The sequence below is a fragment of the Wolbachia endosymbiont of Bemisia tabaci genome (genome assembly GCF_003999585.1).
Taxonomy (GTDB): Bacteria; Pseudomonadota; Alphaproteobacteria; order Rickettsiales; family Anaplasmataceae; genus Wolbachia.
Genome location: NZ_CP016430.1, coordinates 237,044 through 253,850 on the forward strand (window position 1 = coordinate 237,044; position 16,807 = coordinate 253,850).

General features: G+C 33.4%; 8 protein-coding genes and 5 pseudogenes. 8 read left to right on the forward strand and 5 right to left on the reverse strand.

From position 1 onward, the window contains the following. Nucleotides 1–37: 37 nt before the first annotated feature. Complete coding sequence (locus tag BBB02_RS01090) at nucleotides 38–787, reverse strand: NTP transferase domain-containing protein (protein ID WP_063630625.1); 750 nt, start codon at nucleotides 785–787, stop codon at nucleotides 38–40. A gap of 120 nt (nucleotides 788–907) precedes the next feature. After that, a complete protein-coding gene (locus BBB02_RS01095; RefSeq protein ID WP_127463682.1) occupies nucleotides 908–3,508 on the reverse strand; it encodes an ankyrin repeat domain-containing protein in 2,601 nt (866 codons plus the stop codon). Nucleotides 3,509–3,940: 432 nt separating this feature from the next. Here BBB02_RS01095 and mutL (BBB02_RS01100) point away from each other — a divergent pair. Beyond that, nucleotides 3,941–5,107, forward strand: a pseudogene (mutL, locus tag BBB02_RS01100) (DNA mismatch repair endonuclease MutL); the annotation flags it as partial. Nucleotides 5,108–5,212: 105 nt separating this feature from the next. On the opposite strand, the gene BBB02_RS01105 reads toward mutL (BBB02_RS01100), so the two are convergent. Further along, a complete protein-coding gene (locus tag BBB02_RS01105) occupies nucleotides 5,213–7,813 on the reverse strand; it encodes an ankyrin repeat domain-containing protein (protein ID WP_127463682.1) in 2,601 nt (866 codons plus the stop codon). Between the two features lie 429 nt (nucleotides 7,814–8,242). Between BBB02_RS01105 and mutL (BBB02_RS01110) the strand changes: the two genes are divergently transcribed. The 3 genes and pseudogenes from mutL (BBB02_RS01110) to BBB02_RS01120 all read left to right on the forward strand — a co-directional run. Then, nucleotides 8,243–10,033, forward strand: coding sequence for a DNA mismatch repair endonuclease MutL (mutL, locus tag BBB02_RS01110; RefSeq protein ID WP_127463683.1), 1,791 nt, complete (start codon nucleotides 8,243–8,245; stop codon nucleotides 10,031–10,033). Nucleotides 10,034–10,101: 68 nt separating this feature from the next. Beyond that, the gene (gene wmk / locus BBB02_RS01115; RefSeq protein WP_127463684.1) at nucleotides 10,102–11,040 is read left to right on the forward strand and encodes a WO male-killing family protein Wmk; all 939 of its coding nucleotides are present in this window, start codon (nucleotides 10,102–10,104) and stop codon (nucleotides 11,038–11,040) included. 169 nt (nucleotides 11,041–11,209) lie between these two features. Continuing rightward, nucleotides 11,210–11,608, forward strand: a pseudogene (locus BBB02_RS01120) (DNA repair protein RadC); the annotation flags it as partial. Here the strand turns inward: BBB02_RS01120 and BBB02_RS01125 are convergent. After that, nucleotides 11,606–11,785, reverse strand: a pseudogene (locus BBB02_RS01125) (adenylosuccinate synthetase); the annotation flags it as partial. The pseudogenes BBB02_RS01120 and BBB02_RS01125 sit on opposite strands and share 3 nt — an antisense overlap. 179 nt (nucleotides 11,786–11,964) lie before the next feature. Between BBB02_RS01125 and BBB02_RS01130 the strand changes: the two are divergent. Then, a pseudogene (locus BBB02_RS01130) lies at nucleotides 11,965–12,513 on the forward strand (hypothetical protein); the annotation flags it as partial. Nucleotides 12,514–12,606: 93 nt separating this feature from the next. Here BBB02_RS01130 and BBB02_RS01135 read toward each other — a convergent pair. Further along, nucleotides 12,607–13,572, reverse strand: coding sequence for an IS110 family RNA-guided transposase (locus tag BBB02_RS01135; protein ID WP_127463686.1), 966 nt, complete (start codon nucleotides 13,570–13,572; stop codon nucleotides 12,607–12,609). A 333-nt stretch (nucleotides 13,573–13,905) separates the two neighbouring features. On the opposite strand from BBB02_RS01135, the pseudogene BBB02_RS01145 reads away from it, so the two are divergent. The 3 genes and pseudogenes from BBB02_RS01145 to BBB02_RS01155 all read left to right on the forward strand — a co-directional run. Then, nucleotides 13,906–14,439: pseudogene (locus BBB02_RS01145) on the forward strand (triose-phosphate isomerase); the annotation flags it as partial. Nucleotides 14,440–14,589: 150 nt separating this feature from the next. Then, on the forward strand, nucleotides 14,590–15,945 hold the full coding sequence (gene murD / locus BBB02_RS01150) for a UDP-N-acetylmuramoyl-L-alanine--D-glutamate ligase (protein ID WP_127463687.1): 1,356 nt from the start codon (nucleotides 14,590–14,592) through the stop codon (nucleotides 15,943–15,945). An 18-nt stretch (nucleotides 15,946–15,963) separates the two neighbouring features. Next, a complete protein-coding gene (locus BBB02_RS01155; RefSeq protein ID WP_127463688.1) occupies nucleotides 15,964–16,554 on the forward strand; it encodes a COQ9 family protein in 591 nt (196 codons plus the stop codon). Nucleotides 16,555–16,807 lie beyond the last annotated feature (253 nt).

The following is a 16,807-nucleotide window of genomic DNA, read 5'->3' on the forward strand; positions in this document are numbered from 1 at the left end:
CAAATGTCAACTTAAATTAATGAATAAGAAAATGTAGTTATGAAAGAAAAGTTGGCCGCCTTTTTTTTTGAAAATAGTGTTCGGCTTTAATCAAATCCTCTTTATTATTTACTCCCATTGCTTCTCTTTCATCAGAAACTACATAACCTACACTCAAGTTATTGGTTGCTGCAATGGGCACTATATCATTAAGACAATATTCATTGGTCGAATTATTAAATTTTATTTCTTTTACTAAGGTAAAGAGATCTTTAGCATATGAAACCATTATTCCAGAGTTTGCAAGAAGCATTTTATCTCCATTTTTTAGGATTTTTTGAACATTGCCGTAATTATCAATTACTAATCTTCCATATTGTTCATCTTGACTATTGAATCCAAGAAGAACTAAATTATTATACTTTAAACAATCAGTCATTTTCATAACTGTATCGCTAGATATAAAAGGAGTGTCTCCATACTGTATTAAAACTATGTCTTGATCAGATAACTCCTCCAGATTTTCTAGAGCAATTTTAACTGCAGTGCCAGTGCCTGTAATATCTTCTTGAATTATTAGTTTTATATTGTATTGATCGATTATACTTTTTAGAGTATCAAAGTTTTCTAAATCTTTTAGAAGGGAGTTGTTAACAACAATTGATAAGCTTTTTAGACTCAGCGATTTTGCATTAGAAATTATATGTTCTAAAAGAGTAAGATTTCCCACTTGGTGCAACGCTTTTGAATATTCAGAATTCATTCTACTGCTCTTTCCTGCTGCTAATATTATCAAAATTTTACTCATACATAACTCAGGAATTGATTAGGTAGTAAGTTAATTTATAATTAATAAGATGTAAAGTCCACTGTAATTTTCTAAATGATCTAGATCTTGGCACCCTCATTAGAGTTTCATTTAAGAGAGCTATAACTTTAAACTCTTTACTCTATTTTCTACGCTGACATCTTGTAAACTCTGATCTGGACTTTTTAATATTTCTAATAATCTACTTGCAAGGTTTGAGTGTTTATTGATTACTGCAACCTGGACTAATGACTTGTCTTGATCATTACGAGCATTTGTTACAGCTACGCGCTCATCGGGTTTTATTGCTCTCAGCTTACTGATAATTTCAACATTACCATTTTTTGCATTTTCAAATAGCTCTTCTACTAATTTCAATAGGTTAGTAATATTCTGGTCTCGAGAAAGATCAAGTGGTGCTTTACCTTCTTTATTCTTGATGTTATAAATTGCACCATGTTTCAACAAAGATTTTACAGCTTCGAAAAAGCTATTTTCAGTAGCAACATGCAACGATGTAGTGCCTTTAACTATTGTTTTAGCATTAATAAAATCACTCAATTTATTGTGGCTTACACGTTGTAACAAAGCTTCAATAATTTCTTTATGACCTTTGGAAGCAGCAGTGTGTAATGGTGTATTACCCTTGTTAGTAACTTGAGTAGCATCAGCTCCATTTGCTAGCAAGATATTTACAACTTTTATGTGCCCATTATTAACAGCATAATGTAATGGCGTTCTTCCATCCACGTTCTTCGAATCAATGATTGCTCCATCTCTAATGGAACTCTCAATTCCTAAATAATTATTATCTTCTATAGCCTTAAATAACTTCTCAACCAATTTTAGTAATTTTATTACTTCTGGGTTTCCTCTTCTTTCCGCAAAGTGTAATGGTAAAACATATCTACCTCCTTCAGCTCTAGCATTAAAGTATGCTCCGCTCATAAGTAGAGACCTAACTATATCTAAATTACCAATTTGTGCCCCTAAGTGTAAAGGCGTAGCATTTTTATCCATTTTTGCATTAACATCCGCTCCATTTATAATAAGAGTTTTAACTACCTTAGGATGACCATATTGAGCTGCAAGATGTAGGGCTGTGCCTTTATTTTGATTTTCTTTTACATTTACATCAGCACCATGTTTCAATAGAACGGTTGCTATCTGATCATAACCTTTTTCTGCTGCAAAATGTAAAGGAGTCCAATTTGTGTGATCTAAAGCATTAATATCTGCTTCCTTTTCTAAGAGCAATTCAACCACCTCTAAATGATCATGGTCTACTGCAAAGTGTAGAGGTGTAGTACTTTTAACTGTTTTAGCATTAATGTCTGCTCCTTTATCAAGCAAAGATTTAGCAACTTCTAAATTACCATCATATGCTGCACAATGTAGAGGAGTCCAACTTCTGTTATCTAGAGCATTAATATCTGCTCCATTTTCAATCAAGAAATTCATTATTTCCAAGCGATTATGTTCTGCTGCCAAATGTAGAGCTCTTCTACCATCATCCATCTTTGCATTTATATTTGCTCCTTTTGCAATTAAGCTCTCTACTATTTTTAAAGAAAAACCATTATATGCTGCATTATGTAAAGGAGTCCAATTCTGATCATCCACGGTGTTAATGTTTGCTCCATTTTTAATTAAAAAATCACTCACCTCGAAATGACTTTGCTGAATTGCTAGATGCAAAGGTGTAAAACCTTCGTTTTTTTTAGCATTAACATTGGCTTTTTTCTCTATTAGTAGCTTCACTACTTCTAAGTGACCATTCTGAGATCCTATATGTAAAGCTGTGGAATTATCGTGGTCCTTAGCATTAACATCAATTCCCCTTACGAGAAGAAGAGACTTAACTACTCCAAAGTGATTACGTTCTGCTGCTAAATGTAGAGGTGTAAGATTCTCATAATCCTTAGCATTAACATTAGATTTTGCTTTTAGTAAAATGTCTACTAACTCTAAAAAGCCATTTTGAGACGCTAAATGTAGAGGTGTAATCTTATCATCTGTTTTTGCATTAACGTTTGCTCCCGCTTCAAGCAGAACTTTAACTATATCTAACCTACCAGTTTGTGTTCCCAGATGTAAGGGTGTAATGTTTGCATCAACTTTATGATTACCTATGCCTGAAGATCCAGCGTTAATATTAGACCCTTGTGAAATAAGAGCTTTAACTACTTCGAGGTTACCATTTTGTACTGCAGAATGCAAAGGTCTTGCTCGATCATTATTTACAGCATTAACATCTAATCCCTTTTCAATAAAAACATTTACTATATCTAGATGACCATTCTCTGCTGCTAGGTGTAAAGGTGTATTAAGTTTATCTGTTTTAGTACTAAGATCTGCTCCATTTGCAATCAAGGTGTTGACTATATCTAAATATCCTTGCTGGGATGCAAAACTTAAAGGTGTAAAGCCTAGAATGGTCTTATGGTTTACATCTGCTCCATGAGCAATAAGAAAGTTAACCATCTCTAAGCGATTTTTTGCAATTGAAAAATACAGTGGCGTAAAGCCATCGTACTTAATCTCTGAATTAATATCTAAACCTTCTCCTAATAAAGTGTTGACTAAATCCAACTGACCATTTCCTGCTGCTAAATGTAGTGGTGTAAGACTAAGATGTTTCTGAATTTCATAATTTTCATTTAAAAACTCTACAAAAAATTGCAGCTGATCCAGATTATTAGATATTCTATTAGTAAACATAAAGGCCTCGCATGAAGAATTTATGTAAAATATAGTATCTACAAGTTTTTAAGCAAGATAAATCTTCTTCTTAAAAAAGATACTGTAATCCAATCTGTATGCTTATAACTTTTTTATTTGATCATGGGAGTAGATCAGGTGTCTCAGCTGCAATAGAGACACCTGCCTTAAGTAGCTACGTCAATTTTCTCTGTTTTTTGCCCCTTTTTTTTCTGATGAAGATGTCTTCATTCTTCTCAGTAGCCAATATTCTTTTTAAAGAATAATCGTTACGTGCACCAAGGAACTTAGAAAGAACAATAGGAAATCCACTTAAAAAGCATTAATAATTATACATAATTCTAATGATCTTCATGAAAGGGCTTAGAATAGAATTTAATAGACAATCTGATTTTAATTGATATTAAACTGATCAGACTGAGAGTTGAAAATATGGCAATAATTCTTTTAGACACAAAAACTATAAATCGTATAGCAGCGGGAGAGGTAATAGAAAGGCCAGCGAGTGTAGTAAAGGAATTAGTAGAAAATGCAATAGATGCTGGAAGTTCAGAGATAGAGATCAAAATAGAAAGTGGTGGACGTAACCTTATAACTGTGACAGATGATGGAAATGGAATAGAAAAGGACGACTTAGAACTAGCATTTATGAGGCATGCCACTTCAAAATTAAGCGATAGTGAGTTAATAGAAATCAAGCACCTTGGGTTTAGGGGAGAAGCTTTACCTTCAATTGCAGCAGTAAGCAGAATGAAATTATCGTCTAAGGCAAGTGGAGCAAAGGAAGCATGGTCTATAAGGTATGAGGGAGGAGAAAAAATAAGAGAGATTACCCCTTGTTCTTTGTTGCAAGGTACATATATTGAAGTTCGTGACTTATTTTTTGCTACACCAAATAGACTAAAGTTTCTAAAAACCGAAAGGGCAGAAACACAAAGTATTGTTGATATTGTGAATAACTTAGCGATGATTAATTATAGTATTGGGTTTACTCTCACTTCTGGTAATAAAAAGCTCTTAAAATATGTTAAGCAAACTTCGCTGTTCAACAGATTATGTGAAATAGAAGAAGAATTTCAAAGCAATTCACTGGAAGTTAAAGAGGAAGAAGAAGGCATCAAACTTAAGGGACACATCTTTAAACCTAATGTCAATCGTGGCAACTCAACTCAGATTTATACGTTTGTTAATGGAAGGCCAATAAAAGACAATCTACTTGTTGGTGCAATTAGATATGCGTATCACGATTTTATTCCAAACAATAGGTATCCTTTTGCAGTGTTGCATTTAGAAGTACCATATGACCAAGTAGATGTAAATGTGCATCCAAATAAATCGGAAGTAAGATTTCAGAATAAAAGGCTAATATATGAAATAGTGAGAAGAGGGATAATAAAAACACTATCAACGAGATTTGCAGCGGGTGATCAAGGTATTGAAGAGGAGCTAATTTTTAATGATAGTAAAAGCCAAGAGCAGGTTGATAGTCAAGAGAAAAAAGATCAAAAAGAGTTTTATGAAAAGAGACCAAGTCTTTTAGAAAATCGTCTAATGAAAGAATTCAATGCACCAGATGAAAGAAGGCAAAGCTTACCAGAAACTTTTGTAGTAAGTTAATTTATAATTAGTAAGATGTAAAGTCCACTGTAATTTTTATATATTTTCTAGATCTTGGCACCCTCATTAGAGTTTCATTTAAGAGAGCTATAACTTTAAACTCTTTACTCTATTTTCTACGCTGACATCTTGTAAACTCTGATCTGGACTTTTTAATATTTCTAATAATCTACTTGCAAGGTTTGAGTGTTTATTGATTACTGCAACCTGGACTAATGACTTGTCTTGATCATTACGAGCATTTGTTACAGCTACGCGCTCATCGGGTTTTATTGCTCTCAGCTTACTGATAATTTCAACATTACCATTTTTTGCATTTTCAAATAGCTCTTCTACTAATTTCAATAGGTTAGTAATATTCTGGTCTCGAGAAAGATCAAGTGGTGCTTTACCTTCTTTATTCTTGATGTTATAAATTGCACCATGTTTCAACAAAGATTTTACAGCTTCGAAAAAGCTATTTTCAGTAGCAACATGCAACGATGTAGTGCCTTTAACTATTGTTTTAGCATTAATAAAATCACTCAATTTATTGTGGCTTACACGTTGTAACAAAGCTTCAATAATTTCTTTATGACCTTTGGAAGCAGCAGTGTGTAATGGTGTATTACCCTTGTTAGTAACTTGAGTAGCATCAGCTCCATTTGCTAGCAAGATATTTACAACTTTTATGTGCCCATTATTAACAGCATAATGTAATGGCGTTCTTCCATCCACGTTCTTCGAATCAATGATTGCTCCATCTCTAATGGAACTCTCAATTCCTAAATAATTATTATCTTCTATAGCCTTAAATAACTTCTCAACCAATTTTAGTAATTTTATTACTTCTGGGTTTCCTCTTCTTTCCGCAAAGTGTAATGGTAAAACATATCTACCTCCTTCAGCTCTAGCATTAAAGTATGCTCCGCTCATAAGTAGAGACCTAACTATATCTAAATTACCAATTTGTGCCCCTAAGTGTAAAGGCGTAGCATTTTTATCCATTTTTGCATTAACATCCGCTCCATTTATAATAAGAGTTTTAACTACCTTAGGATGACCATATTGAGCTGCAAGATGTAGGGCTGTGCCTTTATTTTGATTTTCTTTTACATTTACATCAGCACCATGTTTCAATAGAACGGTTGCTATCTGATCATAACCTTTTTCTGCTGCAAAATGTAAAGGAGTCCAATTTGTGTGATCTAAAGCATTAATATCTGCTTCCTTTTCTAAGAGCAATTCAACCACCTCTAAATGATCATGGTCTACTGCAAAGTGTAGAGGTGTAGTACTTTTAACTGTTTTAGCATTAATGTCTGCTCCTTTATCAAGCAAAGATTTAGCAACTTCTAAATTACCATCATATGCTGCACAATGTAGAGGAGTCCAACTTCTGTTATCTAGAGCATTAATATCTGCTCCATTTTCAATCAAGAAATTCATTATTTCCAAGCGATTATGTTCTGCTGCCAAATGTAGAGCTCTTCTACCATCATCCATCTTTGCATTTATATTTGCTCCTTTTGCAATTAAGCTCTCTACTATTTTTAAAGAAAAACCATTATATGCTGCATTATGTAAAGGAGTCCAATTCTGATCATCCACGGTGTTAATGTTTGCTCCATTTTTAATTAAAAAATCACTCACCTCGAAATGACTTTGCTGAATTGCTAGATGCAAAGGTGTAAAACCTTCGTTTTTTTTAGCATTAACATTGGCTTTTTTCTCTATTAGTAGCTTCACTACTTCTAAGTGACCATTCTGAGATCCTATATGTAAAGCTGTGGAATTATCGTGGTCCTTAGCATTAACATCAATTCCCCTTACGAGAAGAAGAGACTTAACTACTCCAAAGTGATTACGTTCTGCTGCTAAATGTAGAGGTGTAAGATTCTCATAATCCTTAGCATTAACATTAGATTTTGCTTTTAGTAAAATGTCTACTAACTCTAAAAAGCCATTTTGAGACGCTAAATGTAGAGGTGTAATCTTATCATCTGTTTTTGCATTAACGTTTGCTCCCGCTTCAAGCAGAACTTTAACTATATCTAACCTACCAGTTTGTGTTCCCAGATGTAAGGGTGTAATGTTTGCATCAACTTTATGATTACCTATGCCTGAAGATCCAGCGTTAATATTAGACCCTTGTGAAATAAGAGCTTTAACTACTTCGAGGTTACCATTTTGTACTGCAGAATGCAAAGGTCTTGCTCGATCATTATTTACAGCATTAACATCTAATCCCTTTTCAATAAAAACATTTACTATATCTAGATGACCATTCTCTGCTGCTAGGTGTAAAGGTGTATTAAGTTTATCTGTTTTAGTACTAAGATCTGCTCCATTTGCAATCAAGGTGTTGACTATATCTAAATATCCTTGCTGGGATGCAAAACTTAAAGGTGTAAAGCCTAGAATGGTCTTATGGTTTACATCTGCTCCATGAGCAATAAGAAAGTTAACCATCTCTAAGCGATTTTTTGCAATTGAAAAATACAGTGGCGTAAAGCCATCGTACTTAATCTCTGAATTAATATCTAAACCTTCTCCTAATAAAGTGTTGACTAAATCCAACTGACCATTTCCTGCTGCTAAATGTAGTGGTGTAAGACTAAGATGTTTCTGAATTTCATAATTTTCATTTAAAAACTCTACAAAAAATTGCAGCTGATCCAGATTATTAGATATTCTATTAGTAAACATAAAGGCCTCGCATGAAGAATTTATGTAAAATATAGTATCTACAAGTTTTTAAGCAAGATAAATCTTCTTCTTAAAAAAGATACTGTAATCCAATCTGTATGCTTATAACTTCTTCATTTGATCATGAGTAGATCAGGTGTCTCAGCTGCAATAGAGACACCTGCCTTAAGTAGCTACGTCAATTTTCTCTGTTTTTGCCCCTTTTTTTTCTGATGAAGATGTCTTCATTCTTCTCAGTAGCCAATATTCTTTTTAAAGAATAATCGTTACGTGCACCAAGGAACTTAGAAAGAACAATAGGAAATCCACACAAAAAGCATTAATAATTATACATAATTCTAATGATCTTCATGAAAGGGCTTAGAATAGAATTTAATAGACAATCTGATTTTAATTGATATTAAACTGATCAGACTGAGAGTTGAAAATATGGCAATAATTCTTTTAGACACAAAAACTATAAATCGTATAGCAGCGGGAGAGGTAATAGAAAGGCCAGCGAGTGTAGTAAAGGAATTAGTAGAAAATGCAATAGATGCTGGAAGTTCAGAGATAGAGATCAAAATAGAAAGTGGTGGACGTAACCTTATAACTGTGACAGATGATGGAAATGGAATAGAAAAGGACGACTTAGAACTAGCATTTATGAGGCATGCCACTTCAAAATTAAGCGATAGTGAGTTAATAGAAATCAAGCACCTTGGGTTTAGGGGAGAAGCTTTACCTTCAATTGCAGCAGTAAGCAGAATGAAATTATCGTCTAAGGCAAGTGGAGCAAAGGAAGCATGGTCTATAAGGTATGAGGGAGGAGAAAAAATAAGAGAGATTACCCCTTGTTCTTTGTTGCAAGGTACATATATTGAAGTTCGTGACTTATTTTTTGCTACACCAAATAGACTAAAGTTTCTAAAAACCGAAAGGGCAGAAACACAAAGTATTGTTGATATTGTGAATAACTTAGCGATGATTAATTATAGTATTGGGTTTACTCTCACTTCTGGTAATAAAAAGCTCTTAAAATATGTTAAGCAAACTTCGCTGTTCAACAGATTATGTGAAATAGAAGAAGAATTTCAAAGCAATTCACTGGAAGTTAAAGAGGAAGAAGAAGGCATCAAACTTAAGGGACACATCTTTAAACCTAATGTCAATCGTGGCAACTCAACTCAGATTTATACGTTTGTTAATGGAAGGCCAATAAAAGACAATCTACTTGTTGGTGCAATTAGATATGCGTATCACGATTTTATTCCAAACAATAGGTATCCTTTTGCAGTGTTGCATTTAGAAGTACCATATGACCAAGTAGATGTAAATGTGCATCCAAATAAATCGGAAGTAAGATTTCAGAATAAAAGGCTAATATATGAAATAGTGAGAAGAGGGATAATAAAAACACTATCAACGAGATTTGCAGCGGGTGATCAAGGTATTGAAGAGGAGCTAATTTTTAATGATAGTAAAAGCCAAGAGCAGGTTGATAGTCAAGAGAAAAAAGATCAAAAAGAGTTTTATGAAAAGAGACCAAGTCTTTTAGAAAATCGTCTAATGAAAGAATTCAATGCACCAGATGAAAGAAGGCAAAGCTTACCAGAAACTTTTAAGTATGGAGAATCCCCAGCCCAAAAGGGAACGATGGTTTTAGAAAGGAAGCAAATTGATTTGGTAGAGGATCATCCCCTAGGATATGCACGTTGTCAGGTCCACAATACTTACATTATTGCTGAGGCTGGAGATAGGCTGATTATAGTAGATCAACATGCAGCCTATGAGAGGTTGATATACGAGTGCTTAACAAGCATAAAAAGACAAAAACTTCTCATTCCTGAAATAGTTGAAATTAAAAACCAAGCTGGAATGGAGATGGTTAAAACTTATAAAGATAAGCTTTTTGAAATGGGTTTTGGTATTGAAATAGAATCAGAAGATAAAATAATGGTGAAAGAAATACCTTCAATCTTGGGAACAATAGATATAAAAGAGATGCTAGTTGATATAGTAGATAAGTTAACGGAAATGGAAGATACGTTGTCAATAGAGGATAAGGTGAATAAAATATCAGCCACAATCGCTTGCCATGGAGCAGGAAGAAAAATGAAATTGGAAGAGATGAATGAGATACTAAGACAAATTGAGAAAACTCCATATTCTGGTCATGAAAGACCAACGTATATAGAAATGAAACTAAGTGATATAGAAAAATTGTTTGAAAGGAGATGAGTTCAGTTTGTCAAAAAGGTTCCCAATTAAGTATACGTAACAGCTCTTCTGGTTATGGAGTATAAAATGTGAAAAAAGAGAATAAATGCTCTAATTTTTTAGATTACAAAGTAATAGGACAGGAAGTAAGAAATCATAGATTAGCAAAGGGATATACTCAAAAAGATTTAGCAAAAAAAATCGGAACAACATATCAGGTAATACTTCAATACGAAAAAGGAACACGCAGAATTTCAATTAAGAAGTTATATGAATTAGCAGAAGCATTATCAACAACTGCTAGAGATCTAGCTTGCGGACAAGAAGTATCAAATGAGGGAAGGTATGAGGGAGAAGAGGTATTAAATCTAGTAAGAAGACATAGAGAGATTAAGGATCAAGAATTACGTGAAACGTTTTATTTATTAACTAAATTCATCCGTATTAGTGAGGAAGAAAGTGGAAAGGCGGTAAAAATAGAAGTAGCAAAGGGTTTGGTTAAGGAAGGAGTTTCTGCTCATGTTATCTCTCGAACAACCAATTTATCTGTTGATGAATATGATAATGATGAGAAAAAAATTTCCATTCCGTATAAAGTAGGTCAAAGAGTAAAAGAATGGAGGTTGAGAAGAGGATACACTCAGGAAGATTTAGCAAGTAAAGTGGGCATAATAAATCAAAGAATATATGAATATGAACAAGGACGAGCTGCTGTTTCACTTGAAATGTTAGATGAAATAGCAAAGATGCTATTAATTAATATTACAGATCTGCTTCCAGAAACAAGAGAAAATGAGAATAGTGAAGTGGAACTATCAAGGTTAATAGAAGAATACAAAAAGATCAAAAGCCAAGAATTACGTCATGTACTCATAAAATCTCTGTTTGAAAGCATACAAGTTTGCAAAGAGAAAGTGAAGAGAGTAGAAAAGATGAAAATTGCAAAGAATTTAGTTAAGGAAGGAATTTCTATCAATATTATTTTAAAAACAGTGGGCATCTCTTTAGACGAAATTCAACAAATTTAAAATAAAAAATCAGTATCTATTAATATCTTTACTTTTTGATGAAAAAATAAGTAAAAAAGATTGAAAAATTGATTTGACTTCACTCAAAAGCTATGGCCTTATGCCAATGCTGACAAAAAACAGCAGTAAATATATAAAAACATTTTGTTATTAGTGAAGGGTAATTTTTATGAATAATAAGAAAGATCGTAGAGAAGAAATAGAATTCAGAGCATTAGAAAGCAAAGGCAAAGCACTACTTGATCGTGAAATAATGGAAACGTTTTTAAGTGCAGTACATGAAAGACCACAAGCTCAAGAAATTGCTAAAAATCTGGTGAATACTTATGCAGGAGTAGGAAGGATTTTAGGTCGAGAAATGGATGACCTGAAAGTTGTAGAAGGAGTAACTGATTCTGCAGTAGCAATGATTATGTGTGTTAAGGAAACACTAGAAAGGGTACTGAGAGAAAAGCTCAAAAGTGAGCCAATAATGGACTTACAAAGGCTAGTAGAGTACTTAAACGTAAGTATAGGCCACTCAGAAAGGGAATGTATAAAAATACTGTATTTGAATAAAAGGCGTCAATACAGCAGAGGGCAGTAAATTTAATTTATACACCTTATCACCTACTACTATAGTATGCCCTGCATTATTTCCCCCCTGAAACCTCACAACTACATCTGCATTCTCAGAAAGATAATCTACTATTTTACCCTTACCTTCATCACCCCATTGCAGACCAACAATTACAATATTATTCATCACTATTTTCTAGATTAATACGTAAATATTAATGCAGCATGCTACAAATGAAAAGAGAAATCTACGCCTTTCCTATATCCCTAAAATAAAGAAATAGACTATCGACTTTTTTATATATTATAAAATTATTCATCATTATATGGTACAACTTACAGCATATTTATAGTAAGGTGTTAATTATGAAAGAGGCAAAGAAGAGTCCGGTAGTTAGATTAAAGGCCACAGCTAAAGAATTCAATTTTAGTAAATTAAGAGCAGATCAAGATAATAAATTAGCGAATTCCGGTGAAACAATGTTCTTAGATTTTCAAAGAATGAATTTTATTATTAATGAAAAAGAAATAGATAAAAATTTTATTATTGCATTTAAGGAAGGAGCTAAAGATTATAAAAATGAGATTTTTAACCGTGATAATTTTGATAACCTCTCTGAAGAAGGTAAAGCTTTTATGGAACCAGTACTTAGGGAGCTTGATCAAGATAGACTATCTGAAGTTTGGGAAAATCATTGTAATAGCCCTACAGTTGCTGATGAGAAAAAAATTGATGAATATAGAAAGGAATTTGAGAGATTTTATAACGCAGGGAGAAGCTCTTATCATCTATTCTCCAAAAAAGATTACCGTGCATTAGCAAAGGAAATTTTCAAGGAAATGTTTAGATACGCTGAAGCAAAGGTTCCAAGTGATGCTATTTTAGAAGAGTTAGTCACCAATTGTAATCAATCAGCAGTTGTGTTAAAAGTCAATAGAAAAATTGATGTAGCTGTGAATAAGTACTTAAAATTTGTGTGGGCGTACTTATTCACAGCTATGCTATTACTATATAGAAACAGTTTTAGGGCTATACTCCTCAGTAAACAGTCTACCGTCTCTTACTAAAGAGTTAGCAAGGATAAGTAATTTTCTCATTGTAGCAGTAGAAGCAACTTTATATGGTTTTTTATATTGATTGTATAGCCTATCAAAGAAGATTTTTATATAAGAATTGTACCTTTGCGCACTAAGAATGCACATATGTAAAACCTTTCTAATTTGTGATCTACCACCCTGAATACACCTTTTTCCCTTACTAAAACCACTATCTCGATTAAAAGGTGCAACTCCGGAAAGGCTGGATATTTCTTCATGTTGGAGAGTTCCAAGCTCGGGTAGATAACAAATAAAAGTAATAGCTGTTATTGCACCTACACCAGGTATACTAGTTATTGACATATACTTTTTTTTAAGCTCTTGATTTTTATCGACTAATTCCATTACCTCATCTTCTAAGACTTGAATTTGATTTTGTAAAACTGCAAGTAGCTCTTCCATTTGTTTGATTATAGATAAATCGGTTACTTGATGAGCTTGGGTTTTTTGTATTTTTGCTATTTCTACTAGTTGATTCCTGCGAGATAATTTTTGCTTCAAACAGTCAATACTACTAACTTTTAAAGGAGTGACACGCATGTCTGTATTACTAACATAACGTGAGATGATGCTACAGTCTATTTTATCAGTTTTAGTAGCAATACCAAGGCTTTTTGCATAATCTCTCACCCATCTTGGTTGAATGACATATACTTCAAAACCATGGCTTAATAAAGTATAAGCACATAATTTTTCGTACCCACCAGTTGCTTCAAGTCCAACTTTGGTTACGTTATGTAAACGCAAAAAGTCGATTATTTGATCAATAGCTTGAACGTTATTTTCAAATACTTTATGATGTCCAAGTGGATGAATGTGGATGTCTAGTTTATTTTTGCTAATATCAATTCCAGTAATAATATTTGATAAATTCATAATTCCTCCATAAATAATGTGTATACTGCATTTTCCACCCTTATATACGAGCCTAAAAACTCAACCAGTTGTTCGGAACTTTCAGTATAATACACCAGAGAGGAGAACCTTGCTGCAAGACGGTCCTTATGACCAAGAGTATGGACGGTTCCTCCTCTCTGCGTGTCTTTATACTGCTATTTCGTGACATTTATAAAGACTTGTTTTTAACATATAAGGGTATGGGGCTGGTATATTTAATGAATCTCATGCCGCACTCAGTAGTTGTAATTTAACTCCACACAGTCCTAAAAAAGCGCTAAACATTTACTGCACCGACCACAACTGCATAAACAGAATTGCCATCATAAAGAGTTCGGTTCTTACACAGGTGAAATTAGTGCAGGAATGTTGAAGGAAATAGGATGTAGTTACGTAATACTTGGACATTCTGAAAGGGCTCATGAAAAAGATAGTGAAATAAAACTTAAATCGAAAACAGCAATAGAATCAGGATTACACCCAATCATCTGTGTAGGTGAAAACTCAGAAGATTATAAAAATAAAAAAACAAAAGAAGTAATAGAATATCAATGCAAAAACCGTTTGCCAACACAAGGTGAATATACCATAGCATACGAACCGATATGGGCAATAGGAACAGGAAATGTCCCAAATAATGACGCAATTGCTGAGGTGATAGAGATAATAAAATTGTGTACTGGTAAAAAACACATTATATATGGTGGCTCAGTCAGCTCAGAAAATATAGGAAACTTGCTCAGTATTCCAAATCTATTGGGAGTTTTAATTGGTAGTGCAAGCTTAGATTTTGATCACTTTTATCAAATTATACAACAAGTCAAGAAAAAATTTTCTCTTAATTAATTCTAAAGGATAAATACTCTTATTGTCATGGCAAAGGAGTTGGCAAAATGTGTCAAGGAGTTTTCTATTGGCTAAGGTTGTGACAATAAAGTTAAGCACTGCCAAAAACTATGGAAGAAGTCATTATAATTTGTATTATATCTTTATAAAATGGTTCGCATAAGTTATCTAGAAGTGCAACTAAACAAATACAAAAATCAAAGTGTTGCGGTTTTCGGCCTTGGTAAAACTGGTTTGTCTGTCATTAATGCCCTAACAAAAAGCAGTGCAAAAATATATGCATGGGATGATAATAAAGAGCAAATAGCAAATGCAAAAAAGATATATAAAGAGTGTAACTTTACTCATCCCAATGAGTATAATTGGCATGAGATAAGCACACTAATTTTGAGCCCTGGAGTGCCAACACCAACGCATTGGATAGTAAAACTTGCAAGAAACTTTAACTGCAAAATAAAATCAGACATTGAGCTATTTCTTGAAACTAAAACTACAAGCCAGAAGGTTGTAGGCATCACTGGAACAAATGGCAAATCAACCACCACGTCATTAATAGGGCACATATTAAAATCCACAGGCAAAAAAGTAGCTATTGGCGGGAATTTAGGTGTGCCTATTTTGGATCTAGAAAGAGACGCAGAAATTTATGTAATTGAATTCTCCTCTTTTCAATTGGAGCTAATAAATAAAATTGATGTAGACATTTCTGTATTGCTCAACATCACACCAGACCACATAGATAGACATGGAAGTATGAATAACTATATAGCAACTAAATTAAAATTGATAAATGGTAGCAAGATTGCCGTGATAGGATGTGATAACAAAATTACCTCTGATGTATTCAATAAATTCACTGGGAACAAAATTCCAATCTCAGCTTCGATGTCACCCTCTTTGTCATCCCAGTGCCTAGGCACTGGGAAACTAGAGAATCATAGCTTATCAGTAAGCGACGTGAAAATAAACCTAGTATCCAATGTAGAAAATATAGTAGCTGCACACGCTGTGTGCAAGTTACTTGGAGTAGATAGCAGCACTATTGTCAATGAAATCAAATCCTTTCCAGGGCTAAGACACAGAAATGAATTTCTTGGCAAAATACATAATGTACTTTTTATCAACGATAGCAAAGCAACCAATGCAGAATCGACCGAAAAGGCAATTTTATCTTATAAAAACATATATTGGATTGTTGGCGGAAAAAGCAAAAAAGGCGGAATAGAATCATTAAGCAAGCATTTCACCAAGATTAGAAAAGCTTTTCTTATTGGAGAATCAACTGAAGTTTTTGCAAACATTATGGAGAACAAAATAGATTATATGAAGTGCTATAATCTAGAAAACGCATTTAAACTGGCTTTTGAAGAGGCCATAAATAGCAAAGAAGAAGTAGCGATATTACTTTCTCCTGCATGTTCTTCTTTTGATCAGTGGAAAAATTTTGAAGAGCGCGGTGAAGCATTTTGCAGAATGTTTGAAAATCTCAGGTACAATTATATGTGATGTTTAGTATAATATTGTATGGAACAAAAGTTAATAGTAGATGAGCTGATTAAGGTTATTCCATTTGAAGGAATAAGTGATGCAACCTTATTGAAAGTGTGCACGAACCTTAACCTAGCCAATAGTTTTTGTAAATTTCAGAATGGAATATATAGTGCTTTGGAGTACATAGCAGAGGACTTAAATAGCTCAATGGAAACTGAACTTTGGAATTTCAAATTAGAAGATATGAAGGTAAGAGAGCGGATAAAGTTAGCTGTCCAAATACGCCTTTCAAACTATGCTAAGTTACCAAATTACAGAGAGTTTTTAAAAAATGTTTTATCATTCTCTATATTACCCCAAAATACATATTTTTCTAGTAAACTCTTGTACAGAACTGTTAGCGCGATTTGGTATGGCATTCATGATCAATCAACAGATTTTAACTACTATACAAAAAGAGCAATATTAGCTGGAGTGTACTTAAGTACGATACTTTTTTTTATCAATGATTATTCAGAAGATTTTGCAGATACCCTGTCGTTTCTTGACAAACGTATCAACAATGTCATGACATTTCAAAAGTTTAAAACCCGTTTGAATAGAATGGTAAGAAACTTCTTATAGCCTCTTTACTTATACGAGTTACTCGTATTTATACCTAAAGCTGCCTTGATTTTTATGTTAAGATAATTGAACATCCACTTTCAGTGAGCTTAACAAAGAACTTGATTGAAAACAATACATTAGAAAGTAGTTTTGCTGGAAACTTGAAGTAGACAGAATTGATACACATAAAGCTGATCCATGTACAAAAGTATCTGTTCAGATACATGACTAATGCTGTGTGATCCATAGAGGTTATTACAATAAGAATGTA

Excerpts from the sequence above, each read along its gene's own strand:
- mutL (WP_127463683.1), top strand. The coding sequence starts at position 8,243 with ATGGCAATAATTCTTTTAGACACAAAAACTATAAATCGTATAGCAGCG.
- murD (WP_127463687.1), top strand. The coding sequence starts at position 14,590 with ATGGTTCGCATAAGTTATCTAGAAGTGCAACTAAACAAATACAAAAAT.
- BBB02_RS01135 (WP_127463686.1), bottom strand. The coding sequence starts at position 13,572 with ATGAATTTATCAAATATTATTACTGGAATTGATATTAGCAAAAATAAA.
- BBB02_RS01095 (WP_127463682.1), bottom strand. The coding sequence starts at position 3,508 with ATGTTTACTAATAGAATATCTAATAATCTGGATCAGCTGCAATTTTTT.
- BBB02_RS01105 (WP_127463682.1), bottom strand. The coding sequence starts at position 7,813 with ATGTTTACTAATAGAATATCTAATAATCTGGATCAGCTGCAATTTTTT.
- BBB02_RS01155 (WP_127463688.1), top strand. The coding sequence starts at position 15,964 with ATGGAACAAAAGTTAATAGTAGATGAGCTGATTAAGGTTATTCCATTT.
- BBB02_RS01090 (WP_063630625.1), bottom strand. The coding sequence starts at position 787 with ATGAGTAAAATTTTGATAATATTAGCAGCAGGAAAGAGCAGTAGAATG.